This window comes from Halopenitus salinus (assembly GCF_055397165.1).
In genome coordinates, this window is sequence record NZ_AP043852.1 from 132,659 (window position 1) to 147,370 (window position 14,712).

Annotated in this window: 15 protein-coding genes; 8 read left to right on the forward strand and 7 right to left on the reverse strand. The window is 58.0% G+C overall.

What is annotated here, in order from left to right:
• Window positions 1-2: 2 nt before the first annotated feature.
• The 3 genes from ACZ5YD_RS00570 to ACZ5YD_RS00580 form a co-directional block, all read right to left on the reverse strand.
• Complete coding sequence (locus ACZ5YD_RS00570) at window positions 3-410, reverse strand: DUF7970 domain-containing protein (RefSeq protein ID WP_379739385.1); 408 nt, start codon at window positions 408-410, stop codon at window positions 3-5.
• Window positions 407-1,282 (reverse strand): ParA family protein, encoded by an 876-nt coding sequence (locus ACZ5YD_RS00575; protein WP_379739382.1) that lies wholly within the window; start codon window positions 1,280-1,282, stop codon window positions 407-409. The genes ACZ5YD_RS00570 and ACZ5YD_RS00575 overlap by 4 nt, the downstream gene beginning before the upstream one ends.
• A gap of 250 nt (window positions 1,283-1,532) precedes the next feature.
• Window positions 1,533-1,973 carry a TRAM domain-containing protein gene (locus tag ACZ5YD_RS00580; protein ID WP_379739379.1) on the reverse strand — a complete coding sequence of 147 codons (441 nt, stop codon included), beginning with the start codon at window positions 1,971-1,973 and terminating at the stop codon, window positions 1,533-1,535.
• A gap of 422 nt (window positions 1,974-2,395) precedes the next feature.
• On the opposite strand from ACZ5YD_RS00580, the gene ACZ5YD_RS00585 reads away from it, so the two are divergent.
• The 3 genes from ACZ5YD_RS00585 to ACZ5YD_RS00595 are packed head-to-tail and all read left to right on the forward strand — an operon-like array spanning window position 2,396 to window position 4,674.
• Window positions 2,396-2,977, forward strand: a complete 582-nt coding sequence (locus ACZ5YD_RS00585) for a DUF7342 family protein (protein ID WP_379739376.1) — start codon at window positions 2,396-2,398, stop codon at window positions 2,975-2,977.
• A 3-nt stretch (window positions 2,978-2,980) separates the two neighbouring features.
• Complete coding sequence (locus ACZ5YD_RS00590; RefSeq protein ID WP_379739373.1) at window positions 2,981-3,439, forward strand: hypothetical protein; 459 nt, start codon at window positions 2,981-2,983, stop codon at window positions 3,437-3,439.
• Window positions 3,436-4,674: a tyrosine-type recombinase/integrase gene (locus tag ACZ5YD_RS00595; protein WP_379739370.1), complete on the forward strand. Its 1,239-nt coding sequence runs from the start codon at window positions 3,436-3,438 to the stop codon at window positions 4,672-4,674. The genes ACZ5YD_RS00590 and ACZ5YD_RS00595 overlap by 4 nt, the downstream gene beginning before the upstream one ends.
• Window positions 4,675-4,709: 35 nt before the next feature.
• Here the strand turns inward: ACZ5YD_RS00595 and ACZ5YD_RS00600 are convergent, their stop codons facing one another.
• Genes ACZ5YD_RS00600 through ACZ5YD_RS00610 form a run of 3 tightly spaced genes read right to left on the reverse strand, consistent with a single transcriptional unit; the run spans window position 4,710 to window position 7,515 of the window.
• The gene (locus ACZ5YD_RS00600) at window positions 4,710-5,363 is read right to left on the reverse strand and encodes a hypothetical protein (protein WP_379739367.1); all 654 of its coding nucleotides are present in this window, start codon (window positions 5,361-5,363) and stop codon (window positions 4,710-4,712) included.
• A 12-nt stretch (window positions 5,364-5,375) separates the two neighbouring features.
• Complete coding sequence (locus ACZ5YD_RS00605; protein ID WP_379739364.1) at window positions 5,376-7,295, reverse strand: heavy metal translocating P-type ATPase; 1,920 nt, start codon at window positions 7,293-7,295, stop codon at window positions 5,376-5,378.
• A 4-nt stretch (window positions 7,296-7,299) separates the two neighbouring features.
• Entirely contained in the window at window positions 7,300-7,515 is a 216-nt protein-coding gene (locus ACZ5YD_RS00610) for a heavy-metal-associated domain-containing protein (RefSeq protein ID WP_006667201.1), read from the reverse strand.
• Window positions 7,516-7,712: 197 nt separating this feature from the next.
• On the opposite strand from ACZ5YD_RS00610, the gene ACZ5YD_RS00615 reads away from it, so the two are divergent.
• Window positions 7,713-8,237 (forward strand): winged helix-turn-helix domain-containing protein, encoded by a 525-nt coding sequence (locus ACZ5YD_RS00615; RefSeq protein ID WP_006667203.1) that lies wholly within the window; start codon window positions 7,713-7,715, stop codon window positions 8,235-8,237.
• 104 nt (window positions 8,238-8,341) lie between these two features.
• On the opposite strand, the gene ACZ5YD_RS00620 is transcribed toward ACZ5YD_RS00615, so the two are convergent.
• Entirely contained in the window at window positions 8,342-10,645 is a 2,304-nt protein-coding gene (locus ACZ5YD_RS00620; RefSeq protein ID WP_006667204.1) for a nitric-oxide reductase large subunit, read from the reverse strand.
• Between the two features lie 303 nt (window positions 10,646-10,948).
• Between ACZ5YD_RS00620 and ACZ5YD_RS00625 the strand changes: the two genes are divergently transcribed.
• The 4 genes from ACZ5YD_RS00625 to ACZ5YD_RS00640 all read left to right on the forward strand — a co-directional run bounded on the left by ACZ5YD_RS00625 (window position 10,949) and on the right by ACZ5YD_RS00640 (window position 14,495).
• Window positions 10,949-11,770, forward strand: a complete 822-nt coding sequence (locus tag ACZ5YD_RS00625) for an IS5 family transposase (protein ID WP_379739359.1) — start codon at window positions 10,949-10,951, stop codon at window positions 11,768-11,770.
• Window positions 11,771-12,124: 354 nt separating this feature from the next.
• A complete protein-coding gene (gene sugE, locus ACZ5YD_RS00630; protein ID WP_006667205.1) occupies window positions 12,125-12,448 on the forward strand; it encodes a quaternary ammonium compound efflux SMR transporter SugE in 324 nt (107 codons plus the stop codon).
• Between the two features lie 116 nt (window positions 12,449-12,564).
• On the forward strand, window positions 12,565-13,020 hold the full coding sequence (locus tag ACZ5YD_RS00635; RefSeq protein ID WP_006667206.1) for a ferritin-like domain-containing protein: 456 nt from the start codon (window positions 12,565-12,567) through the stop codon (window positions 13,018-13,020).
• A 416-nt stretch (window positions 13,021-13,436) separates the two neighbouring features.
• On the forward strand, window positions 13,437-14,495 hold the full coding sequence (locus ACZ5YD_RS00640; RefSeq protein WP_006667207.1) for a CNNM domain-containing protein: 1,059 nt from the start codon (window positions 13,437-13,439) through the stop codon (window positions 14,493-14,495).
• The last annotated feature ends 217 nt before the right edge of the window (window positions 14,496-14,712 follow it).

A 14,712-nucleotide genomic window follows, 5' to 3' on the forward strand; every position in this document is an offset into this window, starting at 1 on the left:
ATCTAGTCATCGAACGTCATCCCGTATCCCCACTCCTCCAGATTGGCCTCGACTTCGTCGAGGTGTTGGAGCCCCGCTTTCATTACGGCTTCGCGTAGGTCCGTAAGCGAGACGTCGTCGTCGAACCGGTCTTCGAGCTCTCGTTGGGCCTCTCGTTCCGCACTTTTCGTGTCCTCCTGGATGAACAACGGAACGCGGTCACGGCCGTCCTGTACGCCATCCCGTCGAAATTTGTACGGGATCTGCATCGATTGCCGCCCTGTGCTGGCTTGGTGGCTTCGGCTGTCATCAACTGGCCGATCGACTTCGGGTTCTTGCTCGGCTTTCTCCTCCTTTACATCAACCTCTGATTCGGTGTCATCATCACCGGCGAACGGGTTTTCGCCAGCTCCGGTCTTCATCCCCGTCATACGGAGAGCACCTCGTGGTTGAGGTCTCCGGGTTCAGGTGGGTTTGGTGCTTCCAGGCCTACTTGGTCTTCCAGGTGGCGGGCGATTCGATCGAACTGCGCGAGTGTCTCGATCTCGTAGTCGCGCTGTCGATCACGGTGGTCTCGGACGTAGGTGTAGGCGGAACATTGCTTCATCCAACATCCCTCCATTAGGGATGCCCGCTCCCCGATCACTTCGGGAATTGGGTAGTCGATCTCGTCGAGGATCGTCTGCTGGTCCCGCGTATTCTTGAATCCCATCGGGACTGCGGCGAGGACGCCGACTTCGACGTTCAGTTGGTCTTCGAGACCGGCCACGAGCGACTCGAGACCTTGGACCGCAGCTCGGCCTTTCGCGCTGGGTTCGACGGGGATGACCAGCGATCGCGTCGCGTGGATCGCGTTGTAGAGGTGGGGGCCTTCCGTTGCAGGTGGATCACAGATGAGGACGTCATACTCGTCCGGGACGCCGGCGTTTTGAAGTACACGGAGTAACTGGGCGTGCATCCCGAACGCTTCGCCCATTGCTTCTGCCTGGTCTTTCTCCCGCTGGAGATACTCTGCGAGATCTGAAAGCATGTTGTGTTCCGGAACGATATCCACTCCCTCTACTGTTCGAACGAGGTCGTCGAAGTCGCCCTGTGGTCGCCGGATCATGTGCCGGACGAGATTGTCGACCGATTCGGTGCGGTCGGTGTCCACGCCAAATAATCGCGAGAGATCGCCATCTTGGGGATCCAACGGGACAACGAGGGGTTTGAGTCCGGCCCGTGCATGAGCAACAGCCAAATTCGCAGCTGTGGTGGTTTTCCCAACCCCGCCTGCCTCACTGTACGTCGAGTACGCTAACATACTCACGCCATGGACACCACTCATCTTGAAAGTTCGGTTTATTCATTCATGACTGAACTATATTACATGTGTTAATGAACACAACTAATGAACATCAATAATGAACACAACAAAATTGTGTATTTATTTGATGTAGTGAACATCATGGATGGGGCTCAATCCTGGCTGAAAGTACTGTACGCACATAATGGGTTGTATTCGTTGAATATTCGTGTGAATGCACAGACGGAGCGGGGGACAGCCCGTTTCGCTAGCGTACTTCGGCTTTGCCAACCGGATCGGCGAAGGCTACTGTGTCTTTCACCTTGGTAATCTCGACGTCGACTCGATCCCCCGGCTGCGTGCCTGGAACGATCACAATGAACCCACGTTCGACTTTCGCCAGTCCATCTCCCTGATCGCCGAGTGTATCAATGGTGACCGATCGAACATCACCAACCTTCACTGGTGGGTCCGGCGTTTCGATTTGTTCCTCATCGGTGGCCTCGGTCACTCGGTGTGTTGATCCGGACGACTCTGATTTCTGTCCCGTTTGAGTCGGCGATTCTAGTAGAGCAACACGATATGGGCTTTCGGTGGTGAGAGAGGTACCCTCAACGAGTTCTTTCGGCAGTGTGAGTTCATATTTGTCCTCGTTTTCATCGAGTGTTGTCTCGTAAAGCAAACGCAGTGAATCCGCAATCTCAGTCATACAGGGTCTACACAGGCCTGCATAAAGGAAATTTGGTTTGCGAAGGGTTAGAACACCGTTGTAGCTGGTCTCTTCCGTGTTTTGAGTGTGCCAACAACATCAGGCCGACGGGAGATGAATTGGAAGCATTTGGTATCGCGATATATAGTTTATATCTTGACAATCCGTAGAATATCGCAAGTACGACGCTTCAAACAGCGTAATTCGGTAGATATAGCTTTCTCACCTATTGGTTATGATTACCCCAATAATCACGACCACTTTGAAGTACCCCGACGCCGTCGGTGAAGCACGAATGCTGCAACCGGCTCAGAACGGTGCTTCCCCCGGGGTAGCGCCGCCAAGAACGAGGTTCGAGATAGCTCTGGGGCTCCTCAGCTGAGTCGAGGCGATGGCGAAAAGGGAAACTCGATATAGGACTAATGACCTCAATCTATATTAAGACACAGTCCGAAGGGTGTTGTATGACCAAAGACGAATCGAACTCCGAGGGCCTGATGGAACGCCAGACCACGGGTGAAGACCGCGTGCGGATGGTTGCTCGGCAGCTGTCGGAGCCACAGACAGCCAACTGGATCGCCTCCGAAGCGGGCTGGTCACACGAACCAACTAAGCGCGTCCTCGAGCGACTCGTCGACGACGGCGTCCTCCACCGTGACGAAAGCGGTACTCACACGACGTATTACCCTGATTATCGCCGCCAAGCGATGCAGGAGGCGATGCGTCTTCGAGACAGCGGACACACTGTCGAGGAGCTTACGGACCGGCTCGCGGATATGAAGACCCAGATCCGCGACTGGGAGGACGAATTCGGCGTCGAGTCACCGAACCAGCTTCGCGGGACGCTCGCTGACGAGGCCCTGGACGCTGATGAGGAAGATCGGCGCCGTGAGATCGCCCGCGAGTGGGAGCACCTTCAACGGCGTATCCAGATCGTCGGCTTCGCCATCCGCGAATGGGATTTTCTCGCACCGACGACAGAGCCTGCTGAGGCCAGCAGCTAACGGATGTCGGTCCCGCATCCAGGTGGTGATCCGAACGCGAACCTCTACGCCCAACTGAAGCGAGACGTCCTTGACCGTGTGCCACAGATTTCGGCGGTCGAGTTCGTACCTGACGATATCGAGGCCAAGCAGCTGCGGGCGGTTTTTGATCCAGCCCGCCTTGATCCCCCAACGGGCCCTGATTCGCCGGAACTGACCGTCAAGTGGTATCGACAGGACTCACACGATTGGTTCCGTATCAACTACACCGACCCGAACACGGGCTTTCACGCCGGCTGGCACCAGGACGAAGACCATCCCGATCTCGGACAGGCGCATTTCCAGTACTCAGCTGCCGATAAGGAGGACCGCTGGGGAATCACATTTGAACACCGGACTCCTTCCCTGATCCTCTGGGAAATCGTCGAAGCACTCCTCGAGGATGTTCGTCCGACTTACCAGTACGCGAACGAGGAACCATGACACCCCGAGAACACGCCGATCAGTCACTCGCGAGTTCCTTCGAACGCTACCTCCAGGACAAGGGGAAAGGCCGCGGTGGTGACGGCGGGAACTATCGACGTAACGCTGCACGCGAGCTCGAGCGGTTCGCCGAGTGGGCCGCCGGCGACCGCGGCGCCGACGACTGGACCGGGATCGTCCCCGACGACGTCGACCGAGTGCCGACCTTCGAGGACCTCGACGAACGCGTCTTCCGGGAGTACGCCCGGCATCTCGGTGGAGATCGGGGACTCAAACAGAACACGGTACAAACCTATTACCGCTATATCTCTGCGTGGTGTGGCTGGTGCGTCAACGAGGGGTATCTCGAAGCGCATTACGCGCAGCGGGCGAGTGCGATGGCGCCGCTGCCGGAGGACGACGGCCGCAAGCCCGGCGACCAGCAGGCCTGGACGTCCGAGCAGCGCCACGCCCTCACCCGCCACGTCGACGAACGGGCCCGCGACGCCGTCGAGGCGTACACGACACTCCCGGAGGATACTGACCCCCTCGACAAACAGCGACTGCGCTACGCGGCGCTGAAGGCGGCTCGTGACCGGGCTCTGGTGTTCGTCCTCGCGTACACAGCCGTCCGCGTCGGTGAACTCCTCCGTGACCCGAACGATCCACGCCGGCGCGGGGTCCGCTGGGAGGATCTCTCGCTCGACGACGGGAGTATGGACGTCTACCGGAAGAAACAGCAGTGGGACGCCGCCAGCCTCCCTGACCCGGTGATCTCACCTCTTCAGAGCTATCGCAAACTCATGGATCCGCCAACTGAGCGGTGGCCGGTGTTCCCGACATTCGACCAGCGGACGCTCGCAGGACTCGTCCAGGATGAGCTCGCCGACCGAGGGGAACATACGGAGGCAATCGCCGAACGCCGTGAGGAGTACGCTCGCGACCTCCTCCTGGCGCTCGATGAGGATATTCGGCCGCCCTCGATTACGACGGACGGCACACGATCGATTCTCCAACGGCTCTCAGAAGCTGCAGAGATAGACATCGACCATCCGAAACACGATTACCTTGCTCCACACGGCGGCCGGCGTGGAATGGGTGAAGTTCTCGTTCGAGCATTCGGATACACGGTTGCCGCCCGGTATCTCGACAATTCAGAGGAGATGGTGAGAGAGCGGTATTCACATATCGAGGCCGGAGAACTCGGTGATGTCGCTACTGAGGCGCTCGAGGAGATCGATAGTATACCGGAGTAATTTTTTTTTTCGAGTGTGGGGGTGGACCGACGTGGTCACACCACTTCGACGGTGAACAGCGAGTCGTCGTTGTGGACGACCTGTACCCGGTGGTGCCAGGCGTCAGCGAACGCCTCCCGCTGTTGATCGCTTGCTGACCCATCCAGTATTTCCTGGAGATTCCCGATTGCGGGTCCCCCGTCAGGAACGTCGCCAACATGGTAGGTCACTTCGACGGTCTCGTTCGTATCGGTTCGCCGGAACCGGAACGTCGGCGCCGCCGTGTCTGGATCGAATGCGTCGAAGTGCAGGAGGTCACGGCGCCCCCCATGACCACCGGCGAGCCCGCTGAATCCGTCGTCCTCGGTCGCGCCAGTCACGTACGAAATGATGCGCCCCATCACGCCGTACGCAGCATCGTCTCGCGGGCCGGCTACCTGGACTTCGATTTCGCTTCGGATTGGATAGTCGTCGGGATACAGGGCATCGAGCCCGAGCTGGACGATCCGGTAGGCGCCCGAGGCAGTCGGACAGGAGTGACCGGCCTCTTTCACCGCGTCCGTGTAGGTGACGACGAACGGATCGCCTGATGTGAGGACGCCGAGGGCCTCCGCGACGGGGTCGCGGATTTCGATCGGGTCGGCGTCGTAGTCGACCTGCCAGTCGGTGCTAGTGTGCGTCGCGTCAGTCGCAGGTGAATTTGTTGTCATTGGTTGTGGTGATTAGTGTCGGAGCAGTCGCATCCCGTTGAGGATGACGAGGAGAACGCTGGCTTCGTGGACGAGCATCCCGGCGGCGAGCGTGACGTAACTGGTGAGCACGCCAGCGAGCAGGACGGTCACGGTCAGCACCGCGAGCCCGACGTTCTCGAGGACGTTCCAGCGCGTCGCCTTACTGAGTGCGACCGCGTACGGGATGCGTTCGAGGTCGTCGGCCATCAGCGCCATGTCCGCCGTCTCGATGGCGGTGTCCGTGCCGGCAGCGCCCATCGCGATACCGACGTCGGCGGTCGCCAGCGACGGCGCGTCGTTGATGCCATCGCCGACCATCGCAACGACGTGGCCGTCGGCCTGGTATTCTTCGATGACGGTCTGTTTGTCCTCGGGAAGGAGTTCGGCGCGGTACTCGTCGATGCCCACCTCCCCTGCGACGGCACTTGCCGTCCGCTCGTTGTCGCCGGTGAGCATCACCGTCTCGATGCCGGCATCTTGAAGCGCCGCTACGACGCCAGGAGCGGCCTCTCGAAGTTCGTCGCGCATCGCGATCACGCCGATGATGCTGCCGTCTCGCACGACGTGGACGACCGTCTCACCGCGTTCCTCGCGGCCACGGACGTACTCGGCGATGTGATCCGGGATGTCGATGCTGCGGTCGTCGAGCAGCGCCCGGTTCCCAACGACGACCTCGTGGCCGTCCGTATGGGCGACGACACCCTTGCCGGCGACCACGTCGAAGTCATCCGGATCCGGAACCGACCGGTGTTCGGCGCTCGCGGCATCGGAATGGGCGATCGCAGTTCCGCCATCGGTTGCGGCGGTCGGACGATCGCGTGCTGCGTCGACGATGGCGTCGGCGAGGTGGTGTTCGCTTTTCTTCTCGGCAGTCGCCGCGAGCGAGATTACCTCGTCGTCGTCGACGCCGAACCCCTCGACGTCGGCGACGGTGGTCTCACCTTTCGTGAGGGTGCCGGTCTTGTCGAAGGCAACGAGGTCGATCTTGCCGGCACGTTCGAGGTGTTCGCCACCCTTCATCAGGACGCCCGACCGGGCGGCGTTCCCGATGGCCGAGACGATGCTGACCGGCGGTCCGATGACCAGCGCACCGGGACAGCCGATGACCAGCAAGGTGAGCGATAGGATCGCGTTCTGCGTGACTGCGTACGCGCCGATTGCGAGCACGATGACGGCTGGGGTGTAGTACTTCGCGAACCGGTCGATGAGACTCTCCGTGGGCGACTGGGCCTCCTGGGCCTCCTCGACGCGGCGGATGATGCGCTCGAGCGTCGTATCCGAGCCCGCACCCGTCGTCCGGACCTCCAGTGCGCCTTCCTGGTTGACCGTCCCCGCGTAGACTTCGTCACCGTCGGCCTTGTGAACGGGCGCGCTCTCGCCGGTGACCGGGGCCTGATTGACGGCACTCTCGCCGTCGACGACGCTCCCGTCGACCGGGATCTTCCCGCCCGGCTTCACGAGGACAACTTCACCCTCCTCGACGTCGCGGGCAGGTACTTCTTGGAGGTCTCCGTCGCGACGGACGGTCGCCGTGTCGGGCGTCATCTCCAGAAGTTCTTGGAGGGCCGTCCGGGTCTTCCGCATCGTCCGGCCTTCTAGGTAGCTGCCGAGGCTGAACAGGAAGACGACGGCGGCGGCCTCCCAATATTCGCCGATGACGATGGCACCAATGGCCGCCAAGGTCACGAGCGTCTTGATGCCGAGCGTTCGGTTGGTGACCTCGTAGTAGGCGGTTTTGGCGATGTCGTAGCCGCCGATGATCGCCGCGAGGATGAGAATACCGGCACTCGCTGTATCGAAGCCGGTGAAGTGGCCGAGGCTCCAGCCGCCACCGTAGAGCAGGCCGCTGGACGCCGTGACGATGGCTTTCCGGTTCTTCCGGTAGTACTGTGTGATCGGTTGTGCGTTCATTGATCTAGGCGGGCTGGGGCGTGTAGCCCTGGTTTTCGATGGCTTGTGCGAAGGCGTCGGGGTCAGCGACGTCGTCGTCGTACTCGATCTCGACTCGGCCGGTCGTGTAGTGGACTTTCACATTCTGGACGCCGTCGACGTTCGAGAGGGCGCGTTCAACGGTGCTCGCGCATGTCGGGCAGTCGAAGTCCATCACACGGAGTTGGGTCGTTTCGTTCATCACAGTTCTACGTAGCACCCGGACCGCCATATATATTTTTTAAATGATATGTTTGAATAGGGATATAGGTCGTTGGAACAGTCCAATCGGTCGTCTAGGGCTTCGACTCGATCCGATCGCAGGCCAGTCGTCCGGTCGAAGCGCTCGACAGCAGTGTTCGCCGCTACCTTTTCCCGCACGTGTCTCGCAGTCCCATTATGAGCAGTTCCGGTGCCGACCACTATCTCGACGACATCGCGATCAGGGATACTCGCGTCTCGGACGCCATCGACGAACCAATGCGAGCGATGATCCTCGACATACTGGCCGACGAGGCACGGACGGCAGGCGAGGTTCACGACCGACTCACCGACCGAGGGATCGAGCGGACCGAAAACACCGTTCGACACCACATAAACGAACTCCGTGATTCAGGGCTAGTGGACGTCGTCCGCTTCGAGGAGGGACGTGGCGGCACGACGAAGTACTACCACGCGAACACGATCGTCCTCTCGTACTCCCTGCCCGACACCGCTGATGCCGCCGTCGAGGAGATGACCGACGCTATCCAGCCAGAGATTACAGAGGCGCTGAACCAGCTTACGGGGGAGTACGAGGAGTCTATCAAGGAGATAACGAGGGAGATGCAACCGTGCGATCACTGTCGGAACCAGAAGTACGAGACGTACGTCCTGCTGACCGTCCTGCGGCGAGCGTTCGTCCGCGCTCAGCGGGAATCGTAAGCGAAGACGGGACCACCACGGCGGCGATATCCGCTATCTCGGTCTTCGGAGAGATGATTTCGTACGGAAGATTAGCGTACTGGAATTGACGCTGTGGACGGCCGCTAGTCGTCGTCCTCCGCCATCACCCGATTGGGAATCGTCCCCTCCTCTAGGGACTCCGCCGGGTCCGAGACGTCCCGCAGCGTGAACCGCTTTTTCACCATGTCGTAGGCGAACACGAGCGTCCCGATGATGATGAGAGTGTCACCCGGGAGACGCGCCCAGAACAGGAGTTGGATGATCTCGCTGTTGTAGAAGGCGAGACTCCGAGCGGCACCATAGGTCTGCGTGAACGCCGTCTCGAGCTGGAGGAACCCGACTGGGAGCACCGAGACGAACACCATGACCGCGAGGCCAACGTTCCAGAGCCAGAACGACCAGCGAAGTCGACGCTCCGTCCACTGAGAGGGAATCGTCGAAATGCGGAGCATGTACGTAGCCATCCCCAGTGCAAGGAGGCCGAACGCGCCGAACATCGCGGCGTGCGCGTGTCCAACGGTAAGATACGTCCCGTGCTCGTAGTAGTTGACGATGGGGAGGTTGATGAAGAACCCGAGCACGCCGGCGCCGACGAAGTTCCAGAACCCGCTCGCGATGATGAACATGAACGGGAGCGTGTACGGGAACGATTCGTCGCTCGTCGCGAGCGCCCGGTACTGCCCCATCGCCTCGAACAGGATGAGGATGAGGGGAATGAGTTCCAGCGTCGAGAAGATCGTTCCCAACGGGAGCCACATATCGGGTTGGCCGATCCACCAGTAGTGATGGGATGCGCCGATGACGCCCGATCCCATCACGAACAGGGCCTGGAACGCGACGGCTTTCTCGGCCGAGCGCTTCCTGAGTAGCCCCATTGAGACGAGCGTGAGTCCGATGACGGCGACGATGAAGAACTCGAAGGCGCCCTCGACCCACATGTGAACCACCCACCAGCGCCAGAACTCCGTCATCACGATGTTCGTCTCCGGCGTATAGAACATCCCTGCGGTGAAGAGGAGGCCGATGGACCCACCGGCGTAGATGATCATGTGGGCGAGCCCGAACCGCGATTCGCGTTCGAGCATCGGTTTGAACCCGCGGTACACGAGGCCAGTCCACAGCACGAATCCGACGAGCAGGCCGACCTGCCAGAGCCGGCCCACTTCGAGGTACTCGAGCCCTTCGTTCCCGATGATCCACCAGAGTTCGCCGTCGATGTAGCCATGGGACCCGAGCCAGACGCCGGCGAGACCCCCGACTGCAACGACGATGAGCGCTCCGAGCAGGACGTGGATGAAGGTTCGTTGTCGCTTGGGTTCGTGGTTAGTGAGAAGGGGCGGGAGGAACAGTCCCGCGCCGAGCCACAGCGCCGCAATCCAGAGGATCCCAAGGTCAAGGTGGAACGTCTTGGCGAGCGCGAACGGGAATACCTCGACGATATGGATACCAAACACTTCCTCGATCCCGAAGAACGCGTGTCGCTCGATGTAGTAGTGTGCGAGAAGTCCGCCCAAGAAGACCTGTAAGGTGAATAGTAACCCCGCGAGCGGGATGAAGCGGGTTGCTGCGCGTTGACTAGGAGTTAGATTGATTTCGTCTGGCGGTGGGATTTCGATGCCCTTGATTTTCGGTTCTGGGAGTTCGACGGATTTGTAGAGGAAGACGCCGAGGCCGACGGCACCGACGAGCAGGACCATACTGATGACGCTCCATATCATCGTCGCACCAGTCGGTGTGTTACCGGCGGCGGGGTTGTACGGCCATTCGTTCGTGAAGCTCGTGTCGCCACCCGGTCGGTCGGTGTGGGATATCCACGCAGTCCAGAGCGCGAAGTCGGCGAACTGACTCGCTTCTTCTTCGGAACCGATGAAGCCGGCGGCGACGCCGCGGTCGAGTGCGCCCTCGTGGTATCGTTGGACGTACTCGTCGCGGACCTGCTCGTGGGCGTACATCTCCGCTTCGGAGTATTCAATTGTCTCTGCGCCTTCGGTGAACTGTTCGTCGAGGTCGTCCTGGACGAGGCGGTCGACACTCCCCTGCTCAGCCGATTCTAGGCCCGAATACGCTGTATCGTACCGGTCCTGTGCGTAGTAGTCCCGCATGTACTCGACTTTCAGGTCGAGCGTGTCGGCGGTGTAGTCGACCCCATAATATGCGCCATTGCCGAGGATTGACCCGTGGTTCATCAGACTGTTCTTCTGAAACGCGATTTTCCCGGCCTGAACCTGAGATTGCGTGGCGACGGTTTCGCCATCAGGACCGACTACCTCCTGAGGTATTGGAGGGACTTCTTGTGCGGAATAAATCGCACCCCCGCCCATCACGATCAGATTAAATACAAAAACCGTGATTAGGGCTTTTGCGATAGTTTGTCTCGTGATCTGCATAGAAATGCCAATACATTATGGGGACTTGAAACTGCGGGGGTAGCGAATATTCTAGTTCACCGGATATTACTACCCCCTGACGAGCCCTGTAAAAAGTATGAACGCTCACTGCTACGTCAGGCCCAGCCATAAACCCGCTTCTAATAAGCCAATACTGTCTCTGTTGGATTCGGTAAAGTAGGACATCCGGGTTCAGATGAGATTAAAACCGAGCGTCGCACCATCGGTAAAACGGATAGATATGGCTAAATGGCTCTGTTGAAATCCTTAGTGAGTTACAGGTTCAGCCGGTAGTTTGAGTAGATGCAGCCCCTCCCAAAGTCACGGTTGCTCCGATTTGTCGAGGAAGCATTTCAGTTAGCGCAACGTGCTGTAGCTCGATACTCCTCGAAGTTCTCGAAGCAACGCTACACGCTCCATCAGCACATCGTTCTTCTCTGTCTCAAAGTTCGAAAGGACACAACGTATCGAACACTCCTCGACGAACTCATCGAAATGCCCCGTATTCGGAACGCGATCAATCTCACTGAACTGCCTGCCCCATCAACACTGTGTAAAGCGTTCGATAGGCTCGATATGGCTGTCTGGCGAGTGCTGCTCAATCTCTCTGTTTCACTGCCCCCGACCAATGGCGTTGCGGGGATTGATGCTTCGGGATTCGACCGCAGTCACGCCTCAAAACACTACACGAAACGGGCTAAACTCACGATTCAGCAACTCAAAGTAACACTGCTGGTCGATTCCAAAGTGAATGCAGTCCTTGATTTACACGTGACGACGACACGAAAACACGATAGCCAGATCGCTCCGTCGTTGATCAAACGCAACCCCGAGACTATCGACATCCTGCTCGGGGACAAAGGCTACGACGACCAGAAAGTCAGACGGCTTGCCCGTCAACACGAGATTCGTCCACTAATCAAGCATCGTGAGTTCACATCGCTTCACAAGGCATGGAATGCACGCTTAGACGCCAATCTCTACGGCCAACGGAGTCAATCAGAGACAGTCAACTCAACACTCAAGCGGAAGTACGGCGCGTTCGTCCGGTCACGACGCTGGTGGAAGCAGTTCCGTGAACTCGCTCTTGCGTGTATCGTCCACAATCTTGACCAAGCAATCTAACGACCAGTACAGGGCATTTAGATAACGTTCACCCAAGAGGTGTAGATGGGCCGATAGCGCCTGCAATGAATACATCAGCAACAAATAGAAGGAAAGCAAACCACGGTTGAAACTTGTGTTCAGACGTGGTGGCAGAAGCGTGAACATAGGCGGCTAAGCTGACAACCATACTGATGAATTACATTCTGCCGATAAAAATCCCGTTATATCGTTGTTCAGTACGCACGTGTAGTGTTCAGTAGATTCACGTAAACAATTCTCTAAAGAAGAGGATTTCAACAGAGCCGGCTAAATCTGTCTTGTCTGATGGATAGCAGAAGCTATAGACTGATTGGATAGGTAGGCGAAGCTGTAATGTCGTGGTATATTCTCATACTCGCAGGCCTGTTCGAAATCGGCTGGGCAATCGGGCTTGAATATTCGGACGGACTCACGAAACCAGTGCCAACGGTCGGCACTATTGTCGCCCTCGTCATCAGTATGGTACTGTTGGCACAAGCCGTCAAAGATCTCCCAATCGGGACAGCATATGCTGTCTGGACAGGTATTGGTGCTGTCGGGACAGCCACGCTTGGAATCGTTCTCTTTGATGAACCCGCCGCTCTAGCCCGCATCTTATTCATCGGTGTGATTGTCGTCGGGATCGTTGGTCTACACGCTGTCTCGGGCGGGCACTAAACAGCTAATTATCACCACTCACACCTGAATCTACACGTATTGTAGTCAGTCTTCAAATCTCCTCTTGGACTTGACCACCCACAGCCATAAACGGATAGGGAGCGTATTTTCGTTGTATGACAAGTGAACGAGTAACCGAGCTCCTCCAGCGGGCATATAGTGACGAGATCGAGACCGTGATGAACTACTTGACGAACTCCATTGTCCTCGACGGAGTCAGTGCCGAAGAGGTAAAACAGAGTCTCGAAGCCGATGTTCAGGAGGAACTTAATCACGCCCAATTGTTGGGCAATCGGCTCAAGCAACTCGACGAGCGCCCGCCCGCGTCAGCTGATTTCGAAGCTCGTCAGGAGAGTCTTCAGCCGCCGGAGGACAGTACCGACGTCGTGTCGGTCATCGACGGAGTCTTAGACGCCGAAGAAGACGCCATCCAGATGTATCGCGACCTCATTACAGCCGCGACTGATGCCGATGACCCAGTCACCGAAGATCTCGCAGTCACAATTCTGAGCGACGAAGAGGCCCACCGTACGGAGTTCCGCGGCTTCAGACGCGAATACAAACAGGACTGAAGTGGTAACGACTACCCTCGTCGGTCTTTGCAGCGCTGTCAAAGGTCGAAATCGGCCGTCTAGGCCCTATTTATTCCCTCTCATCTCGTAACTGAGCCCCTTCTACAAAAGAGATACCTTACAATATATGAAATAAAAATCCCCATTTCAAAAATAAATTTTATTTCCTGACGTGGCCAGTCCCCGATAGGATCATCTCCTGCATTCTCAGAGTCGACGAATACGCTGGCGAAGGGAGGTATCGACCTCCGGTCCCCTAACCACATGCAGTTCCCTACCACAATGTGGTCGGAATCGGTCAATCACCTAATTCCATTTACACGGGGACGTCACAGACGTCAGGCGGAGTTCGGTCGGCTCCTGGGATTCCTTTGTTTCCACCACCTATTTGCAATGAGAGTCGGTACCAACGCTCGATGACCCCTCTTGAGATCAGCCTCCGCATCGGTGCGGGACTGTTCTTGATCCTGATCAACGCGTATTTCGTCGCCATCGAATTCGCGTTGACACGAGTCAGGCAGTACCCCAAATCGGAGTTCGATACACCTGGTCTGCGACGCGCGTGGGAGATGACCAACGACCTCGAATTGTACCTCACCACCTGCCAGATCTGGATTTCCGGAACTAGTATCGCGCTGGGGATCGTCGCTGAACCCGGCTTAGCTGCGCTCTTCGAGCCACTCTTTCAGGACACGTTCCTGGCATCCGTCGGTGCTGGTTCGCTGCTGGGCTTTTTCCTCATCAACATGGTCCACCTGACTCACGGCGAGCAGACGCCGACCTACCTCGGCGTCGAGCGGTCGAAGCAGGTCGCTCGGTACGGGGCTCGACCGCTGTACTGGTTCGCGTGGCTGATTTCACCCCTCATCAAGTTCGGTGACTGGGTTGCGAAAGGCACGCTCCGGCTGTTCGGTGTCGAAATGACCGGTGCGTGGCTCGAAACCGAGGAAGAAGTCCTGGAGACCAGGGCACAACTCCGAAGCCGACTCGGTGATATGCTCGAAGAAATCGAGGTTCCGGAAGAACGCCGTGACGAGGTTCTCAATGCGCTCGACATCGACGAGATCTCAGTCGAGGAAATTATGGTCTCGACCGAGGACATCGTCGCACTCTCTACGACAGTATCCATCGAGGAAAACTTCGATCGCATCCAACACACACCACATACTCGATTCCCGCTCGTGGGCGAGGAGTTGACTGACTTCCACGGTATCGTCTACGCCCCGTCGATCATCAACAACTTCGACGACCTCCAGGAGGGCGCAGTGACGTTCGAGGAGGTTGCAGCCCCGCCAATGACGCTGTCAGCGGATACGACTGTGAGCGACGCCTTCGATCAGTTCCAGGCACAGGGACAGGAGTTGGCACTCGTTGTCAGCGATGGTGAGGTGGTCGGATTACTCACTGCCACGGACACGCTCGAAGCCGTAATGGGACAGTTGGAAGACCCGCTCGATGACGAATATTTAGAGTAGAAACCTCTGACAGGCTCGACGGGAAAGTGGCAGATGATTCGGCGAATGTCCGGCCCCTGGTGGGAGTATTCGTCTGAATGGGTCGATATCTGTCGAATCGTGCCGGATACTACGTGTATAGAGCATACGGGCCAGCGAGAGAATACGATTTCTGGAAGTCGTACCTGTATTCGGCCTGTGAACGGGACTAGTCGTTCTGAACCCGAAGACGAGTCCA

What these genes read in the sequence shown, in the direction of transcription:
- ACZ5YD_RS00570 (WP_379739385.1), bottom strand. Translation starts at nt 410, where the DNA reads ATGACGGGGATGAAGACCGGAGCTGGCGAAAACCCGTTCGCCGGTGAT.
- ACZ5YD_RS00575 (WP_379739382.1), bottom strand. Translation starts at nt 1,282, where the DNA reads ATGTTAGCGTACTCGACGTACAGTGAGGCAGGCGGGGTTGGGAAAACC.
- ACZ5YD_RS00580 (WP_379739379.1), bottom strand. Translation starts at nt 1,973, where the DNA reads ATGACTGAGATTGCGGATTCACTGCGTTTGCTTTACGAGACAACACTC.
- ACZ5YD_RS00585 (WP_379739376.1), top strand. Translation starts at nt 2,396, where the DNA reads ATGACCTCAATCTATATTAAGACACAGTCCGAAGGGTGTTGTATGACC.
- ACZ5YD_RS00590 (WP_379739373.1), top strand. Translation starts at nt 2,981, where the DNA reads ATGTCGGTCCCGCATCCAGGTGGTGATCCGAACGCGAACCTCTACGCC.
- ACZ5YD_RS00595 (WP_379739370.1), top strand. Translation starts at nt 3,436, where the DNA reads ATGACACCCCGAGAACACGCCGATCAGTCACTCGCGAGTTCCTTCGAA.
- ACZ5YD_RS00600 (WP_379739367.1), bottom strand. Translation starts at nt 5,363, where the DNA reads ATGACAACAAATTCACCTGCGACTGACGCGACGCACACTAGCACCGAC.
- ACZ5YD_RS00605 (WP_379739364.1), bottom strand. Translation starts at nt 7,295, where the DNA reads ATGAACGCACAACCGATCACACAGTACTACCGGAAGAACCGGAAAGCC.
- ACZ5YD_RS00610 (WP_006667201.1), bottom strand. Translation starts at nt 7,515, where the DNA reads ATGAACGAAACGACCCAACTCCGTGTGATGGACTTCGACTGCCCGACA.
- ACZ5YD_RS00615 (WP_006667203.1), top strand. Translation starts at nt 7,713, where the DNA reads ATGAGCAGTTCCGGTGCCGACCACTATCTCGACGACATCGCGATCAGG.
- ACZ5YD_RS00620 (WP_006667204.1), bottom strand. Translation starts at nt 10,645, where the DNA reads ATGCAGATCACGAGACAAACTATCGCAAAAGCCCTAATCACGGTTTTT.
- ACZ5YD_RS00625 (WP_379739359.1), top strand. Translation starts at nt 10,949, where the DNA reads ATGCAGCCCCTCCCAAAGTCACGGTTGCTCCGATTTGTCGAGGAAGCA.
- sugE (WP_006667205.1), top strand. Translation starts at nt 12,125, where the DNA reads ATGTCGTGGTATATTCTCATACTCGCAGGCCTGTTCGAAATCGGCTGG.
- ACZ5YD_RS00635 (WP_006667206.1), top strand. Translation starts at nt 12,565, where the DNA reads ATGACAAGTGAACGAGTAACCGAGCTCCTCCAGCGGGCATATAGTGAC.
- ACZ5YD_RS00640 (WP_006667207.1), top strand. Translation starts at nt 13,437, where the DNA reads ATGACCCCTCTTGAGATCAGCCTCCGCATCGGTGCGGGACTGTTCTTG.